Here is a 16,679-nt window from a genome sequence, read left to right on the forward strand (position 1 = left end):
ACGGTCTCGGAGACGTTCTCGGTGACGACGTACTTGCGCAGCCGGGCCCGGCCGACCTCCTCGCTGCGGGTGCCCACGTTCAGGCGCTCCTCGGAACGGGTCATCGCGTCGTCGGTGGTTGGACCGGAGGTGTCGTGGCCCACGGTGCCGCGCACGTCGTCGCGGATGTCGTCCCGGTCGCGGTCGGTGTGGCCGGCGGTACCCGCCACACCTGCGGTGCCCGCCAGGCCGGCGGTGCCCGTGGTGGTCTGCGTGGTGTCGGTCGTCGTGCCCGCGCCGAGGCCGTAGTAGCGGTAGAGCTCCTGCTCCTCCTGCGGCGACAGGTGGCCGTCGGTGTCGACCTTCGGCGCGTCCTTGACCTTCGCCTTGTCGTAGGGGAAGCGCAGGGTGTCGCCGGAGAGGTCGGCCTGGGCAAGCGGCACGAAGGTCTCCTTGGTGCCGAACAGGCCGGTGTGCACCGTCGCCCACTCGGGTCGACCGGTCTCGTCGTCGAGGTAGACCTCGCTGACCTTGCCGATCTTGTCGCCGTCGGCGTCGACGGCCGTGGTGCCGATGACCTGCTGGATCTGCGTCTCGTTGATCATGCTGCTCCTGTCCAGTGTCGAGGGGAGGGCTGCGGTCCGCAGCTCCGTCCTGTGGCGCACCGTCGTGCAGGCGCTGACGCTCCTGTGCCCCTGTGCTTACGTCGTAAACACCACGCTCCCGGCCTGAACCCGGGTGTCCGGCCCCCGCGGGGTGGTCCGACCGGCGTACAACGGGGGCGACCGGGGGACGACGGGAGGCGCGCGTGGCGGACGACGCTGATGCTCCCCCTGCTGTGCCCGGGGAACGGCAACCGCACACACGCGCGCTGCGCGCGTCCCCGCCCGGGACGGCCCGGACGCCGCTCGACCGGCGGCGGGTGCTCGCCGCGGGCCTGGAGTTCATCGACCAGCACGGGCTCGAGGCGCTGACCATGCGCCGGATGGGCGCCCACCTGGGCGTCGAGGGGATGGCGCTGTACCGGCACGTCACCGGCCGGGAGGACCTGCTCGACGGCGTGGTGGACCTCGTCGTCGACGAGCTGTACGGCGACCCCGAGGTGTACCTGGCGCCGCAGCACGGCTGGGAGGACTACCTGCAGCGGCTGGCGCACGGGGTCCGGCGCATCGCCCTCGCCCACCCGGCCGTCTTCCCGCTGATCGCGTCCCGGCCGCCGGCGGCGCCGTGGGTCCGCCCGCCGCTGCGAAGCCTGCGCTGGCTGGAGTCGTTCCTCGACGCGCTGACCAGCCATGGTTTCAGCGACGGGGCCGCGGTCGCCGCCTACCGCGCGTACACCAGCTTCCTGCTCGGCCACCTGCTGCTCGAGGTCTCGCAGCGCGGGGTGCCGATCAGCCCGCTCGACGACCCGGAGGGCGCCCCCGAGGCCGGGGAGCGCTCGCTGGCGGCGTACCCGCTGGTGCGCCGGCTCGCGCCGCTGCTGTCCGAGGACGAGTCCGCCACGGAGTTCGAGGACTCGCTGGAGAACCTGCTCGAGCGCCTGCAGCGGGTCCGCCGCGAGTCGCGGCCGCCCGGCGCGACCCTGTGACCAGCAGCGGTCATCCGTCCGGGGAGGGACGCAGGGGCGGCGGCCCGGTCGCCGTCGCCGGACGCGGGCGTCAGACCGCGTCAGCGGGCGGCCGCAGGGCGGCCAGCGCGGGCAGCCCCCGCCCGTCGCGGTCGAACAGGGTCAGGTTGTCGTGCTGGTTGCCGGCGCCGGGGGCCGCCTCCACGGCCGAGCCCCAGCCCGGCTCCCAGACCATGAACCCCAGGGCGCGCCCGTCCGGGACGGCGGTCAGCACCCGGCGCAGCTCCTCGTACCAGGCGACCTGGCCCTCTGGTGTGGGCGGGAAACGGTCCCCGTCGGGGAGCTGGTCGCGCGTCGCGACGATGTTGCCCGTGCCGTCGGCGTCCTGCAGCGTCCACGGGTGCGCGGTCTCGACGACGAGTACGTCGGTGCCCGAGGCCGCGGCCAGGGCCGAGACGGTCCGTCCCAGGTCGTCCAGGGAGCCGTGCCAGAACGGGTAGTACGACAGGCCCCACACGTCCGGGAGGACGCCCTCATCCCGCAATCGGTCGGCGAAGGCCGCCGCTCGGACGGCGTCCCCACCGCCGGCGAGGTGCACCATCGAGCTGGGCGGCGGGCCCGAGGCCTCCGCCAGGCCCCGTAGACCAGCACGCACGAGCCGGGCGAAGCCCGACCAGTCGCCGCCGGAGACGGACCCGACCGGCCACAGCATCCCGTGGTCGACCTCGTTGCCGATCGAGACGACGTCCGCAGGGGTGCCCTGGTCGGCGAAGGCCGAGACCACGGCGCGGGTGTGTTCCTCGACCGCTGCGGCGAGCCCGGCGGCGTCCAGTCCGGCCCACGCCGCCGGTGGCGTCTGGTTCTCGTTGTCGGCCCAGGTGTCGGAGTAGTGCAACGTCAGCACCACGCCCAGACCCACGGCCTGTGCCCGGCGGGCCAGTGCCAGCGCCGTGGCGAGGTCGCCACTGCTGCCCGCGGCCGGGTCGACCCAGACCCGCAGCCGGACGTGGGTGGCACCGTGCGCGGCCAGGACCGACTCGATCGGCGCCGTCCGGCCGCCGTCGCGCAGCACGGTGCCGGCCGCCTCCTCCTGGAGCGTGAAGGACACGTCGGCACCCCGGAGACGCAGTGCCCCCGGGGTGCCGACGACGCCGGATCCGATCACGGCCGCGCCGACCAGCAGGACAGCGAGCAGCGGGACCGCGAGGCGTCGCGACCGGCGCACTGCGTCACGCGGCCGTCCGGAGACCGACCTGCGGGAGATCCGGGGTGACGGCCGGGGCGGCGTCGGGCCGGCCGAGTGCCGCGACGTGCCAGCCGGCGGCCACCCAGGGGAAGGGGTCCAGCGCATTCCGCGCGTCGAGGACGCGCGGGACGTCGACCACGCCGCTCAGCAGCTGCGGGTCGAGCTCCCGGTACTGCTGCCACTCGGTCAGGTGCACGACCAGCTCGGCGCCGTCCAGCGCGGTCTCCACGTCCTCGGCGTAGTCCAGCGCCGGCACTGCTCGCCGGGCGTTGTCGAGGCCCTCGGGGTCGTGCACGCGGACGTGTGCACCCTGCAGGTGCAGCGCGGCCGCGACGGCGAGCGCCGGTGAGTCCCGGACGTCGTCGCTGTCGGGCTTGAAGGTCGCACCCAGAACTGCGATCCGTGCGCCCAGCAGGCTGCCGCCGACCAGCTCGCGGGCCCGGGCGACCGTGCGCTCCCGGGCGCGCGTGTTGATGCCGTCGACCTCGCGCAGGAAGGCCAGCGCGTCGCCGGCACCGAGCTCGTCGGCTCGGGCCAGGAAGGCGCGGATGTCCTTGGGCAGGCAGCCGCCGCCGAAGCCGACGCCGGCAGCCAGGAAGCGGTGCCCGATGCGGGCGTCGTGGCCGATGGCCTGCGCCAGTGAGACGACGTCGGCACCGGTGGCGTCGCAGATCTCCGAGACCGCGTTGATGAAGGAGATCTTGGTGGCGAGGAAGGCGTTGGCCGAGACCTTGACCAGCTCGGCCGTTGCCGGGTCGGTGACGATCCACGGAGTGCCGGCGGCGACGACGTCGGCGTACAGCTCGTGCAGGACGTCACGCGCGGAGTCGCTGGTGACGCCGACGACGAGTCGGTCCGGGTTCAGGGTGTCCCGCACCGCGAAGCCCTCGCGGAGGAACTCGGGGTTCCACGCGATCTCGACCGGGATGCCGGCCGGCGCCAGGCGCTCGACCAGCCGGGTCAGCCGCGCGGTGGTGCCCACTGGCACGGTCGACTTGCCCACCAGCAGTGCCGGGCGCCGCAGGTGCGGCACCAGGCCTTCGACGACGGCATCGACGTAGCTGAGGTCGGCGGCGTTCGAGCCCGGGCGCTGCGGGGTGCCGACACAGACGAAGTGGACGTCGCCGTGCTCGGCGGCCTCCCGCAGCGAGGTGCCGAAGCGGAGGCGGCCGGAAGCGGTGGCGCTGGCCAGGACCTCGGGTAGGCCGGGCTCGAAGAAGGGCGCGCGGCCCTCGGCGAGCGCGGTGATCTTGGCGCTGTCGACGTCGACGCCGAGGACGTCGTGGCCGAGCTCGGCCATGCAGGCGGCGTGGACGGCACCGAGGTAGCCGGTGCCGATGACGGTGATCTTCACGGAGGTCTCCAGGGGCAGGGGAGGGAGGGGGACGGCCGGACGCGGGTGCGTCCGGAGCGGGCGTGGGTCAGGAGGCGTGACCGAAGGGGTTGAGCTGCTGGAAGCGCCACGCGTCGGCGCACATCGCGGCGACGTCGCGACGGGTGCGCCAGCCCCACTCGCGGGCCACCAGGGAGGGGTCGGCGACCAGGGCCGGCACGTCGCCAGACCGCCGGTCGGTGGGCGCGACGGGGACGCGCCGCCCCGAGGCCTGCTCGAAGGCGTTGACCAGTTCCAGCACCGACGTCCCGACGCCGGTGCCGAGGTTGCGCACCCGCAGGCCCGGGGTGTCGGCCAGGTGGCCCAGGGCGACCCGGTGGCCGTCGGCGACGTCGACGACGTGCACGTAGTCGCGGACGCACGAGCCGTCGGGCGTCGGGTAGTCGGTGCCGTACACCGGCAGTCGCTCGAGTCGGCCGACGGCGACCTGCGTGAGGTACGGCATGACGTTGTTCGGGACGCCGAGTGGGTCCTCGCCGAGCAGGCCACTGGGGTGGGCGCCGATCGGGTTGAAGTACCGCAGGGCCAGCACTCGCAGTTCCGGGTGGCGGGCGCAGGCGTCAGCGAGCACCTGCTCGCAAACCCACTTGCTGCGGGCATAGGGGTTGGTCGGGGCCGCCGGTGCGTCCTCGTCGAGCGGCAGCCGCTGAGCGTCACCGTAGATGGAGCAGGACGAGGAGAACACCAGGTCGGTCACGCCGGCGTCGCGCATCACCTGCAGGAGGGCGACCGTCGCGCCGACGTTGAGGTCCCAGTACTCGAGCGGGATCTGCATCGACTCGCCGACGGCCTTCTTGGCGGCGAAGTGCACGACCTGGTGGATCCGGTGCCCGGCGAACACCTCGCCGAGCAGGGCGCGGTCGCGCACGTCGCCCTCAACGAGGGTCACGCGGCGCCCGGTCAGCTTCTGCACCCGCTCCAGGGCGGCCGGGGTGCTGTTGGAGAAGTCGTCCACGACGACGACGTCGTGCCCGTTCTCGAGCAGCTCGACGGCGGTGTGGCTGCCGATGAAGCCGGCGCCGCCGGTGACCAGGACGGTGGTGGGATGGGCCACGGGGAGACTCCTGTCCGGGGGTGAGGTCACCAGCCGAGGACGGCGGTGACGTAGGGCGGGAAGAGAGCGATCGCGGTGCCGAGCGGGACGAGCGCGGCGACGGCGGCGGTGACGGGCACCGCGACGGTGCGGCGGACGGCGGACGAGGTCGGCACCCCGAGGGCGCGGGCGGCCTCCCGGGCGTGCAGCAGCGGGACGGCGAGGCTGACCACCGCGTAGGTGAGCGAGCCGAGCAGGCAGAGGAACACGTAGCCGACCGCCCGCGTCGAGACCTCACCGACCAGCGCGGCCGTGGACAGCCCGACGGTGATCGCCAGGTAGGGCAGTACCAGCCGGGTCGGCAGCGGCTCCAGTCCGTCACGGGACTTCGGCGTCACTGCGAAGCCGACCTGGCGCGGGCGGGCCCGCTGGAGGCCGGCCGCCAGAACGCCGCGGCCGATCCACGGCCAGCGGGCGAGCACGTAGAGCCAGTTCTCCCAGCTGAGCAGCGGGGCCTGGCGCGGCCGAAGCAACCCGCGGCGGCGCAGCAGCGCCGTGACGGCCAGCAGCCACACCGACACCGACGCCCAGCGGAGCAGGAAGTCGACGTAGTCGGCGTCGACCCACGGCAGCCCGGTCACCGCGGCGACGGGCGGCAACAGCAGGCCGAGCGCCATGGTGGTGACCATCAGGGGGTAGAACGACAGCGCGAAGGCGAAGCGGGCCCGCAACCTCCACGCCAGCCGCCCCAGGTGACGCGGGACCAGACCGAACAGCAGGGTCACCAGGCTGCGTGACCACTGGAACTCCTGCGTCACCATGGCAGCGAAGCCGTGCGGGCCGTCCCCGTGGGCCTCCGCCCGGTGGGCGAACGCGCCCTCCCAGCCGGCCGAGGTCATCAGGAACGACGTCGAGAAGTCCTCGGCCAGCTCGGGTCCCACTCCGCCGATGTCGCGGACGGCGACGGTGCGGACGGCGTAGTGCGAGCCGATGGACAGGGGCGCCATCCCGCGCTGGTGGCCGGTCTGGAAGGGGCCGTGGAACGTGGCCTCGCAGAACAGCCGGCCCCGGGCGGCCCAGGACGACGCGGCGTTGCGGTCGCAGATGCTGGGGGCTGCCACGTAGCCGATAGCCGGGTCAGCGAACGGGCGGACCATCTCGGCGAGGTACGTCGGTCCGGGTACGTGGTCGCAGTCCAGCTGGGCCACGACGTCGTAGTCGGCGTAGCCCCAGTTGTCGTAGAACCAGGAGAGGTTGCCCTCCTTGCACCGGGTACGGCGCGGCCAGTGCGGCCGGTGGTAGTGCGGCACGCCGCGGCGGCTCGCCACCCGGACGTCGCGGGTCCGGCACCAGGCCGCGGTGCTCTCGGAGGGGTCCTCGTCGCAGAGCCACACGTCGTACGCGCCCGGGAAGTCCTGCGCGAGCATCGCCTCGAGGGTCGCCCGGGCGACCGGCCAGGGCTCGGAGGGCGCCTTGGTGACGACGAAGGCGACCCGGACGTCGGGCACCGGTAGCTGGGACGAGACGCCGCGCAGTCGGTTGACGGCGAGCATGAAGTACCCCGGCACGATCGCGAGGTAGAGCAGCAGGGCGCTGTTGAGCACCAGGCCCGGCCAGGTGACCAGTCGCTCGGGACGGAACCACCAGGCCCAGAAGGCGACCAGGGCGGTCAGCCAGCCGGCCGTCAGCAGCCCGACGGTGACGCGGTCGCGGGTGCCGAGCAACCAGCCGAAGGTCGCCGGGCGGGAACTGCGGACCACGGCCGGGGTGTCCGGGAACACCGGGCCCTCGGGGGTCACGGTGACCACCTGGGTGTCGGCGGCCGGCTGCGGCGGGGCCAGGTGCCGGGGGGCCGGCACCAGGCCACTCCGGGGGTGAGAGGGGGAGGTGGCGGAACCGGCGGCGGGGACAGGGCCGGCCGGTGGTGAGAGGGTCATCGGACTCGTTCCTCGGTCGCAGGAGCTGGACTCGGGGCAGCGCCGACCCGCTCCCGTCCGTCCGGCTGCGGCCGGACGGGGCTGCGTCGTGGTTCGTACGGTGCTGAGCGGGCGCGGGCGTCAGCCGGCGCGCGAGGTCGCCGCGGCGAGAGCCGGACCGCCCTCGTACTGGGCTCCGGCGACTGCGGCGGCCGCGGCGGAGACCTCGGCGGGCCGGGCGCGGAACCACTCGACGGTGCGGCGCAGGCCCTCAGCGTCGGAGACCTCGGGTCGCCAGCCGAGCTGCTGTGCGGCGCGGGTGACGTCCGGCCGGCGCCGGGTCGGGTCGTTCTCCGGCAGCGGGTGGAACTCGATGGCTGAGTGCGACCCGGTGACCTCGCGGACGATCTGCGCGAGCTCCAGCACGGTGCGCTCCACCGGGTTGCCCAGGTTCACCGGACCGGGAACCGAGGAGCTGAGCATCGCGACCAGGCCGCGCACGAGGTCGTCGACGTAGCAGAAGCTGCGGGTCTGGCTGCCGTCGCCGTAGACGGTCAGCGGGTCGCCGTTGAGCGCCTGGGTGACGAAGCTGGTGACGACGCGGCCGTCCTCCGGGCGCATGCCCGGACCGTAGGTGTTGAAGATGCGGACGATGCCGACGTCGACCCCGAGCCGGCGACCGTAGGCCGTGGTGACTGCCTCGGCGTAGCGCTTGGCCTCGTCGTAGACGCTGCGCGGGCCGACCGGGTTGACGTGGCCCCAGTAGTCCTCGGACTGCGGGTGCACCTCCGGGTCGCCGTAGACCTCGCTGGTCGAGGCGAGCAGGAAGCGGGCGCCGTGCCGCGCGGCCAGCTGGAGGGCGTACTCGGTACCCCGGCTACCGACGGCGAGCGTCTCCAACGGCATGCGGTGGTAGTCGGGCGGGGACGCCGGGCTGGCCAGGTGGGCCACGGCGTCGACCCGCCCGGGCACGGGCAGCGGAGCAGCGGCGACGTCGGCCTGGTGGAACTCGAAGCGCCGGTCCCCGAGGAGGGGGTCGACGTTGCGACGGCGGCCGGTGGAGAGGTTGTCGATGCAGACCACCTCGTGGTCCGCGGCGAGCAACCACCGGCAGAGGTGGGAGCCGAGAAAGCCGGCACCGCCGGTCACGACAACGCGCATGGGAGGACCTTCCGGGTCAGGGGAGGGAGGAACGTGCGCGCCGTTGCGCCGCACCGGGGGGTGCGAATGGGCGAGGACCGACTTCCGTGCGCTCTCCGTCGTGCGCCGGATTTATTCGAGCCGCGAGAAAGGTGGCGGAAGTCGACCATTTTGCACAAGGGCCATCCCGCTGTGTACTGGCTCACACACCATTTCGGTTGCGCTGTGATGACAGAGTGCGCATGGGTGTTCACCCGATTCGCGTCACCGGACGGTAACCGCCCTTTCACATGACCGTCTCGCCGTGTTCGCAGGTCAAGCCGGTGCGATCGGCTCGCGCCTGCCTCGTCGAGCACGATGGGACATGTGGTCGGATGTCGGCCGGCGGCCGCACGACATTGCATTCCCGCACATTTGCTGCACTCCTCTGCTGTGCGCGGGGATCGTCGTCGTCCATGGCCCGGTGTCAATCCGCATGCATGGGCCGAGTCAAGGGTCGTGCACGATCCTGGAGGCGATTTCACGACCATTCTCGCGATGGATTCCCTGCGCCCGGTCGATGGTTGGAGAAGGTGCGCTACGGCCACGCGCACGGTGCCGAGGTCGGCGACGTGGCCCCCTGACCTGCTCCCGTCTCGCGGCGTTACGGCGTCGTGACTGACCGTTCCAGTTCGTCAGGATCGACATGCGAGGCGGCCACGGGTTGCCGTGACCCGCCGATACGCATCAAGAGACGGTTGCACGCAATGGACCGATCGGTGAGTTCGGGTCGGCACGGTGGAACGTCCAAGTGGCGCAAGCAAGAGCGACACCGAGATCGCCGGGGCGCGGCGTCGCGCGCATGCCGCCGGCGCCCAGCGGGAAGGACAACGGCCCGCAGTCCCCACCGGAGGTGTGCACCGTGAGCCGTTCCATCGCCGACCAGTCGGTCGAGGAGCTCGGGGGGCCGGGCAGCGTCCTGGTCCTCCAGCGCCGCGACCACGTCCAGCTCGACCGGCTCCTGCACGAGCTGGACGGCACGACCGGGCGCGAGCAGGAGGAGGTCCTCACCCGCATCGACCGGCTGGTGTTCAGCCACGCCTTCGCGGAGGAGAGCGTGCTCTGGCCGGCCATCCGCCGGGTGCTGCACGACGGCGAGGAGCTGACCCTGCGCATCGAGCGGGAGCACCAGGAGGTCAACGAGCTCGTCGTCGAGCTCGAGGCGCTCGGCCACGACGACCCGCGCCGCGCGCAGCGGCTGTCCCGGCTGGTGGAGGTGCTGCGCGAGGACGTCCGGGACGAGGAGGACGTGCTCTTTCCCCGGCTGCAGGAGCGGCTCGACCCGCACGACCTGCGGGCGCTGGGCCGCCGCTGGGAGCTGGTCCGCCGCATCTCGCCCACCCGGCCGCACCCGATGGTGTCCCGCCGTCCGCCGGGGAACGCGCTCTCGGCGCTGCCCCTGACGGTGCTCGACCGCAGCCGGGACGTGGTCGACGCCGTCGTCCGTCGCGTCCCTGCGCGCGTGGCGCCCGTCGGCGAGCTGGTCAGCCGGGGGCTGGCCGGGCTCGCGGGCCTGGTCGAGCGGACCCCGCCGGCCCGCCGCGGCGACCGCCCGCCGACGGCTCGCTGAACCAGCGGACGACGACGGCCCCCTCCCGACCGGAAGGGGGCCGTCGCCGTCGTCCGTGGTGCGGCGTCCTGCAGGGCCCCGCCGTGGGGGCAGGGGGTCCTCAGTGCGTGTGCCGGTCCTTGGGCTCGGCGCGGGCGTCGAGCTGGATCTCCTTCTCGGCCAGCGGCACGCCCTCCTTCAGCTCCTTGGTGCGCTCGATCTCGGCGTCGAGCTCGATGCCGAACAGCAGCGCCAGGTTGGTGATCCAGAACCAGACCAGAAAGACGATCACCCCGGCGAGCGTGCCGTAGGTGGCGTTGTAGTTGCTGAAGTTCGCCACGTAGAAGGCGAACAGCGCGGAGGCGCCGGCCCACACCAGCAGCGCCACGGCCGCGCCCGGGCTGGTGAAGCGGAAGCCGCGCAGCTTCACGTTGGGCGTCGAGTAGTAGAGGACGGCGATCATCAGCGCCACCAGCACGACGACGACCGGCCACTTGGCCCAGCTCCACACGGTCACCACCCCGGCGGGCAGACCGATGGCCCCGGCGACGGCGTCGACCACGCGGCCGCTGAGCACCAGCATGGCCACGATCAGGGCGGCGAACAGCACGCCGATCAGGGTGACCAGCAGCTGCAGCGGCTTGAGCTTCCAGACCTTGCGGCCCTCGGGGGTCTCGTAGACCACGTTGGCCGCGCGGGTGAACGCCCCGACGTAGCCCGAGGCCGACCAGATCGCGGCGGCGAGACCCAGGACCAGCCCGAAGCCCACGGGCGCGGTGTTGCCGGCGAGCTGCTCGATCACCGGGGTCAAGGTGCTGGCCGCCTGCTCCGGCACGACCGCGGTCAGCGCGGTGGTGAGCTCCTGCGGGTCGGTCAGCAGCCCGATGATCGACAGCAGCGCGATCAGCGCCGGGAACAGCGCCAGGGTGCCGTAGTAGGTGAGCGCGGCCGCCCAGTCGGTGAGGTTGTCCTCGCTGAACTCCTTCAGCGTCCGCTTCAGCGTGCCGCCGGTCGTCGGCGCCTTGTCGGCGCCCTGCGGGGCGTTGTCGAGCCGGGTCTCGTTGACCTTGGGGTCGTCCGGGGCGGGGTCCCCGGCGGTGTTGCCGGTGAAGCGGGTCTCGTTCGCGGCGGTACCGCCGCCGCGTCGGCCGCTGGAGCGGGCCATCGTCAGTCCTCCGGTCGGATGGGTGCGTCCTGCCTGAGGTTCCCCGGGTGATCGTGGTCCATGCCCACCGACGGTGTGTCGCGACCCGTCCGTGATCTCAGCTGGCGCCGGACGCCGGGAGCGGACCGGCCTCCCCGGCCCTGCCCCACCGGCCCCGGCCGGCCAGCGTCACCGCGGCGACGGCGGCCGCGCTGCCCGCCCCGACCAGGGCGACCGCGGTGAACGACCCGGCCGCGGGGAACACGGTCGCGGCGCCGGTGCCGGCGGCGAGAACCGCGACGGTCACCGTGCTCCCCACGGCCTGCCCCACCGACCGGGCGATGGAGTTCACCGCGTTCGCGACGCCGGTCTCCTCGGGGCGGACGGCGGCCACCACGAGGGCCGGCAGTGCCGCGTAGGCCACGGTGACCCACAGCTGGGTGAGCAGCCCGGCGGCGACCACCTGCGCCGGGGTGTCGCGCAGCACCGCGAACAGGCCGAAGCCGGCCAGCCCGCACACCGCGCCCGCGCGCAGCGTGGTCAGTGCGCCGACCCGGGCCACGATCCGCCCGGCGACCGGCCCCAGCAGGATGCCGGCCACCCCGCCGGGCAGCAGGTAGACCACCGCGGCCTCGAGCACCGAGGCGCCGAAGCCGTAGCCGGCGGCCGGCGGCGTCTGCACGTACTGCAGGACCACCAGGAACGAGGCGAACAGCCCCACGCCGGTCAGCAGGCCGGCGACGTTGGGGACGACGACCCGCGGGTCGGCCAGCAGGCCCGGGCGGACCAGCGGCTGGGCCTGGCGCCGCTGCAGCTGCACCCAGCCGGGCAGCACGAGCGCCGCTCCGGCGAGGCAGCCCAGCGTCCCCGGCGACGTCCACCCCCACGCGTTGCCCTGGGACACCGGCAGCAGAAGGAGCACCAGCCCCGTGGCCAGGACGGCCGCGCCGGTCCAGTCGACCCGGCCCGAGCCGCGGGCCGGGCGACGGGGGAGGACGACGGCCGTCGCTCCCAGGGTGACCAGGCAGACGACCAGCCCGATCCAGAAGGGGCGGTGGTAGTCGCCGCCGTCGCGGGTGAGCACACCGGCGGCCACCAGGCCGATGACGCCGCCCACCGCGAGCGTGCTGCTCACCACCGACATCGCCACGTCCAGGCGGGCGGGGGGCAGCTCGCGGCGCAGCACGCTGATCGCCAGCGGGAACAGGCCGTAGGACACGCCCTGCAGCACCCGGGCCACCAGCAGCAGCGGCAGCGAGGTGGTGACGAGAGCGAGCAGCGTGCCCACCGACATGGCGGCGAGGACGCCGAGCGCCACAGGGCGCTCGCCCCAGACGTCGCCGAGGCGGCCCAGCACCGGCGTGGCGACGGCGGCGGCGAGCAGGTTCGCCGTCAGCACCCAGCCGGCGGCGTTGGCGGAGACGCCCAGCTGCGCGGCGATCGCCGGCAGCAGCGGGACGACGAGGCTCTGCATGAGCGACAGCGCCGTCGTCCCGAGCGCCAGGACGGCGACCAGCAGACCGCGCCGCGGCGCGTGCTGGTCGCCGTCGGCGCCGCTGGACACCCGGCGATCAGACCACGCCCTCCGCGACCGGGCGCGCCCGCCCGGCGGAGTGCCGTTGCTCACACACCATCAGGTGCAACACCCGACCGACGATTGAGACGGCGGTCAGGTGGGGTAGACCCGCTGCGACGACGAGCCACGGGGGGCCATCGACCTCTGCGGCGACTTCCTGCACAAAGGGGTTTGACTGATGGTGCTGTGGCCGGCCGTGACCCTCTTCGGGTTCCTGGTCCTGACCGCACTGGTGATCGGGTTGGGCACCTCCTCGACGGCACGCTACGAGCGCGAGCAGCGCGCCGCGCAGGCCGTCCCCGCCCGTCCGGCGACCACCCGGACCGCGACCGGCGAACCAGTGGGCGCCCGCGCCGCCTAGGGAAGGACCACCCTTCCCCCCACGCTCGGCGTGGGCCGCTGAAGGGTGGCCGTTCCGGCACCTCACCAGCCCGCCCCGCGCCCTCCTCGGAGTCGCGGGGCGCGGTTGCCTCCGGGGTCGGGTCAGAGCCAGGCCTCGTCGGTGTCGAGCACCGTGCGGTCCAGCGACTCGAGCAGGTCGAACTGGGCGCGGGTGCGCGGCAGCTCCCACCGCCAGAAGTAGCGGGCCGCCGCGCGCTTGCCCTCGTGGAAGGCGTCGGTCGCCCCCTCGCAGGCCAGCGCCTGCTCCAGCCACAGCCACCCGACGACGAGGTGTCCCGCGGCCTCCAGGTAGAGGCTGGCGTTGGCCAGCGCCAGGTCCGGGTCGCCGGTGCCCCACAGCGTGGCGGTCACCGCGCCCAGCCGGGCGACCGCGGCGTCGAGGTCGGCGGCGAAGCCGGCCCACTGCGTGCCCGCGGCGCGCCCCGTCGTCACGGTGATCGTCTCTCCGAGCAGCCGCAGGCCGGCCCCGCCCTGGGCGACCACCTTCCGGCCGAGCAGGTCCAGCGCCTGGATGCCGTTGGTGCCCTCGTGGATCGGGTTGAGCCGGTTGTCCCGGTAGAACTGCTCGACCGGGTAGTCGCGGGTGTAGCCGTAGCCGCCGTGGACCTGGATGGCCAGGTCGTCGGCGACCGGACCCCACTGCGAGGGCCAGGCCTTGGCGATCGGCGTGAGGGTGTCCAGCAGCAGGTGGGCGCGGGCGCGCTCCTCCTCGGTCTCGGCGGTCTGCTCCTCGTCGACCAGCCGGGCGCAGTAGAGCCCCAGGGCCAGCCCGCCCTCGGCGTAGGACTTCGCGGCCAGCAGCATCCGGCGCACGTCGGGGTGCTCGACGATCGGCACCGCCGCCGAGGACGCGCCGTTGGGTGTCATGGCCTTGGCCGCGGTCGGGCGGCCCTGCGTGCGGGTGCGGGCGTACTCGAGGGCGTGCAGATAACCGGTGTAGCCGAGGACCGTCGCGCCCATCCCGACGCCGATCCGGGCCTCGTTCATCATGTGGAACATGTAGGTCAGGCCGCGGTGCGGCTCGCCCACCAGGTACCCGACGGCGCCGGGCCGCCCGCCGGGGGTGTGCCCGCCCTCGCCGAAATTCAGCAGCGTGTTCGTCGTCCCCCGGTAGCCCATCTTGTGGTTCAGGCCGGCCAGGACGACGTCGTTGCGCTCGCCCAGCGAACCGTCGGCATCCACCAGGAACTTCGGCACGATGAACAGCGAGATGCCCTTCACCCCGGGCGGACCGCCGGGGATCTTGGCCAGCACCAGGTGGACGATGTTCTCGGTGAGCTCGTGGTCGCCGCCGGAGATCCACATCTTGTTGCCGGTCAGCCGGTACGTGCCGTCGTCCTGCGGCACGGCCTTCGTCGTGATGTCGGCCAGCGACGAGCCGGCCTGCGGCTCCGACAGCGCCATCGTGCCGAACCAGCGGCCCTCGATCTCGGGACGCACGTAGGTGTCGATCTGCTCGCGACTGCCGTGCGCGAGCAGCAGGCGGGCGTTGCCCATGGTCAGGAACGGGTACGCCGACGTCCCGACGTTGGCCGCCTTGAACCACGCGAACACGGCCTGGCCGACGACGTGCGGCAACTGCATGCCGCCGTACTCCTCGTCGAACTCCCCGGCCATCAGCCCGGCCTCGACGAACACGTCGAGCGCCTGCTTCACCTCGGGGACGAGCACGGCCTTCCCGTCGACCATCCGCGGCTCGTTCTCGTCGGCCTTCCGGTTGTGCGGCGCGAAGTGCTCGGTCGCGATCTGCTCGGCCAGGTCGAGCACCGCGTCGAAGGTCTCGCGGGAGTGCTCCGCGTAGCGCGGGCGCTTCACCAGGTCCTCGACGCCCAGCCACTCGTGGAGGAGGAAGTCCAGGTCGCGGCGGGACAGGATCAACGACGAGCGCACGAGACCTCCCTGGCGGCGGCTCGGTAAACGGCGAGCCGGACTGCGGTCAGGGTAGGCCGGTTGCCGGCCCGGGCTGCCGGGGTAGTGGGCGCTGACCACCTCCTGGAAGGAGCCGCGATGGCGAAATCGCTGCTCTCTCGGGCCGCCGACGTCGGTGGCGCCCTGCTCGGCCGGCTGCAGAGCGTGCGGCTACCAGGCATCGGGACCGCCTCGGCGAAGGACGACCCCGAGACCGCCGCTCGCCGCTGGCGGGCGGTGACGGTGCGGTGTCCACCGGACCGCATCGGCACCGGCGCCGACCTGCCGGCGCCACTCGCTACCCTCGGGGACCGGATCGAGGTGCGGATCACCGCCGCGCCCGGCGACAAGGGCACCGAGCTGGCCGCCCGCTACCAGGAACGCGTGTCGGACGAGGAGATCGGCCGACTACGGGCCGCGCTTCGGGAGGCCAAACAGTTGATCGAGGTCGGCGAGGTGACCCGGGTGGACCCGGCGCCGCATGGTGTCCGCAAGCCGACGCCGCAGGGGGCCGTGCTCGAGGGCGCGACCACCCGGGCCGGGGAGGAAGGTGTGCTGTGAGGGCCCTGACCTGGACCGGCGTGAACCAGCTGTCCGTGGAGGACGTGCCGGAGCCGCAGATCCTCAACGACCATGACGTCATCCTGAAGATCCGGCAGACCACCACCTGCGGCTCGGACCTGCACCTGCTCTCGGGCTACATCCCGTTCATGCGCGCCGGTGACGTGATCGGCCACGAGTTCATGGGCGAGGTCGTGGAGACCGGCAAGGCGGTGCGCTCCCGCAAGGTGGGCGATCGGGTGGTCGTCGCCTCGTTCGTCTCCTGCGGCAACTGCTGGTATTGCGCCCATGAGCTGTACTCGCTCTGCGACAACAGCAACCCCAACCCCGGCATCACCGAGGGCCTGTGGGGTCAGGCGATCGGCGGCTGCCTGGGGTACTCGCACGCCGTGGGCGGCTACGCCGGCAGCCACGCGGAGTACGTGCGGGTGCCCTTCGCCGATGTCGGCAGCTTCGTGGTCCCGGACGGCGTCTCCGACACCCGCGCGTTGTTCGCCTCCGACGCCGCGTCCACGGCGTTCACCGGCGTCGACCTCTCCGGCGTGCAGGCGGGCGACACGGTGGCGATCTGGGGCGCCGGGGGCGTCGGGCAGATGGCCGCGCGGCTCTCGGCGATCGTCGGCGCCGCGCAGGTGTTCGTGATCGACCGTCTCCCCGAGCGGCTGGAACAGGCGCGCACGCACGCGGGCGCCGAGACCATCGACTACACGAGGACCGACGTCGCCGCCGAGCTCAGGGAGCGAACCGGTGGCCGGGGGCCCGACGTCTGCATCGAGGCGGTGGGCATGGAGGCGCACAGTCCCGGGCCGCAGGGTGTCTACGACCAGGTGAAGCAGCAGCTGCGACTGCAGACCGACCGGCCGACCGCGGTGCGCGAGGCGGTCATGGCCTGCCGGAAGGGCGGCAGCGTCTTCGTCCTCGGCGTGTTCGCCGCGATGGTGGACAAGTTCCCCCTCGGGGCGGTGATGAACAAGGGGCTCACCCTGCGTGGCGCCCAGATGCACGGGCCGCGCTACATCCCCCGCCTGCTCGAGCTCATGGCGCGCGACGAGCTGGTGACCGAGCACCTCGCCACGCACGTGATGCCGCTGGAGGAGGGGCCCCGGGGCTACGAGTTGTTCAAGGAGAAGGAGGACGGCTGCGTTCGGGCGGTCTTCACGCCATGACATGGCCGCCCTACCGGGCGGCACCGCGGCCAGGTGCCAACCCGGGGTGGCGCTGAGCCG

14 protein-coding genes are annotated in these 16,679 nt (G+C 73.3%); 5 read left to right on the top strand and 9 right to left on the bottom strand.

Translation table 11 applies throughout. The features are described 5' to 3' along the window. Positions 1 to 584: PRC-barrel domain-containing protein (locus BLW63_RS25515; RefSeq protein WP_139263835.1), on the bottom strand; the 584-nt coding region annotated here is incomplete at its 3' end. A gap of 203 nt (positions 585 to 787) precedes the next feature. On the opposite strand from BLW63_RS25515, the gene BLW63_RS25520 reads away from it, so the two are divergent. Continuing rightward, a complete protein-coding gene (locus BLW63_RS25520; RefSeq protein WP_091162407.1) occupies positions 788 to 1,567 on the top strand; it encodes a TetR/AcrR family transcriptional regulator in 780 nt (259 codons plus the stop codon). A gap of 70 nt (positions 1,568 to 1,637) precedes the next feature. Here the strand turns inward: BLW63_RS25520 and BLW63_RS25525 are convergent, their stop codons facing one another. From BLW63_RS25525 to BLW63_RS25545, 5 genes are all read right to left on the bottom strand, one after another. Next, positions 1,638 to 2,654 carry a glycosyl hydrolase 53 family protein gene (locus BLW63_RS25525; RefSeq protein WP_170856984.1) on the bottom strand — a complete coding sequence of 339 codons (1,017 nt, stop codon included), beginning with the start codon at positions 2,652 to 2,654 and terminating at the stop codon, positions 1,638 to 1,640. 121 nt (positions 2,655 to 2,775) lie between these two features. Then, on the bottom strand, positions 2,776 to 4,146 hold the full coding sequence (locus tag BLW63_RS25530) for a UDP-glucose dehydrogenase family protein (RefSeq protein ID WP_211517310.1): 1,371 nt from the start codon (positions 4,144 to 4,146) through the stop codon (positions 2,776 to 2,778). Positions 4,147 to 4,213: 67 nt separating this feature from the next. Then, positions 4,214 to 5,239, bottom strand: coding sequence for a UDP-glucose 4-epimerase GalE (gene galE / locus BLW63_RS25535; protein ID WP_091162412.1), 1,026 nt, complete (start codon positions 5,237 to 5,239; stop codon positions 4,214 to 4,216). 26 nt (positions 5,240 to 5,265) lie between these two features. Beyond that, positions 5,266 to 7,077 carry a glycosyltransferase family 2 protein gene (locus BLW63_RS25540; protein WP_211517311.1) on the bottom strand — a complete coding sequence of 604 codons (1,812 nt, stop codon included), beginning with the start codon at positions 7,075 to 7,077 and terminating at the stop codon, positions 5,266 to 5,268. Positions 7,078 to 7,275: 198 nt separating this feature from the next. Further along, the gene (locus BLW63_RS25545; RefSeq protein ID WP_091162417.1) at positions 7,276 to 8,295 is read right to left on the bottom strand and encodes a UDP-glucuronic acid decarboxylase family protein; all 1,020 of its coding nucleotides are present in this window, start codon (positions 8,293 to 8,295) and stop codon (positions 7,276 to 7,278) included. Between the two features lie 880 nt (positions 8,296 to 9,175). Here BLW63_RS25545 and BLW63_RS25550 point away from each other — a divergent pair. After that, positions 9,176 to 9,883: a hemerythrin domain-containing protein gene (locus BLW63_RS25550; RefSeq protein WP_091162419.1), complete on the top strand. Its 708-nt coding sequence runs from the start codon at positions 9,176 to 9,178 to the stop codon at positions 9,881 to 9,883. A 100-nt stretch (positions 9,884 to 9,983) separates the two neighbouring features. Here the strand turns inward: BLW63_RS25550 and BLW63_RS25555 are convergent, their stop codons facing one another. Beyond that, positions 9,984 to 11,027, bottom strand: a complete 1,044-nt coding sequence (locus BLW63_RS25555; protein WP_091162421.1) for a YihY/virulence factor BrkB family protein — start codon at positions 11,025 to 11,027, stop codon at positions 9,984 to 9,986. A gap of 97 nt (positions 11,028 to 11,124) precedes the next feature. Continuing rightward, the gene (locus tag BLW63_RS25560) at positions 11,125 to 12,570 is read right to left on the bottom strand and encodes an MFS transporter (protein WP_091162423.1); all 1,446 of its coding nucleotides are present in this window, start codon (positions 12,568 to 12,570) and stop codon (positions 11,125 to 11,127) included. Positions 12,571 to 12,760: 190 nt separating this feature from the next. Here BLW63_RS25560 and BLW63_RS25565 point away from each other — a divergent pair, with 190 nt between their 5' ends. Further along, positions 12,761 to 12,943: a hypothetical protein gene (locus tag BLW63_RS25565; RefSeq protein ID WP_091162426.1), complete on the top strand. Its 183-nt coding sequence runs from the start codon at positions 12,761 to 12,763 to the stop codon at positions 12,941 to 12,943. Between the two features lie 122 nt (positions 12,944 to 13,065). On the opposite strand, the gene BLW63_RS25570 is transcribed toward BLW63_RS25565, so the two are convergent. Beyond that, a complete protein-coding gene (locus BLW63_RS25570) occupies positions 13,066 to 14,874 on the bottom strand; it encodes an acyl-CoA dehydrogenase (protein ID WP_091162428.1) in 1,809 nt (602 codons plus the stop codon). 117 nt (positions 14,875 to 14,991) lie between these two features. Between BLW63_RS25570 and BLW63_RS25575 the strand changes: the two genes are divergently transcribed. Then, a complete protein-coding gene (locus BLW63_RS25575) occupies positions 14,992 to 15,453 on the top strand; it encodes a hypothetical protein (RefSeq protein ID WP_091162430.1) in 462 nt (153 codons plus the stop codon). After that, positions 15,450 to 16,619, top strand: a complete 1,170-nt coding sequence (locus tag BLW63_RS25580) for a zinc-dependent alcohol dehydrogenase (RefSeq protein WP_091162431.1) — start codon at positions 15,450 to 15,452, stop codon at positions 16,617 to 16,619. Before BLW63_RS25575 ends, BLW63_RS25580 begins: the two co-directional genes overlap by 4 nt. Positions 16,620 to 16,679: the final 60 nt, after the last annotated feature.

Origin of the sequence: Geodermatophilus africanus, from assembly GCF_900107105.1 — a bacterium.
Lineage (GTDB): Bacteria > Actinomycetota > Actinomycetes > Mycobacteriales > Geodermatophilaceae > Geodermatophilus > Geodermatophilus africanus.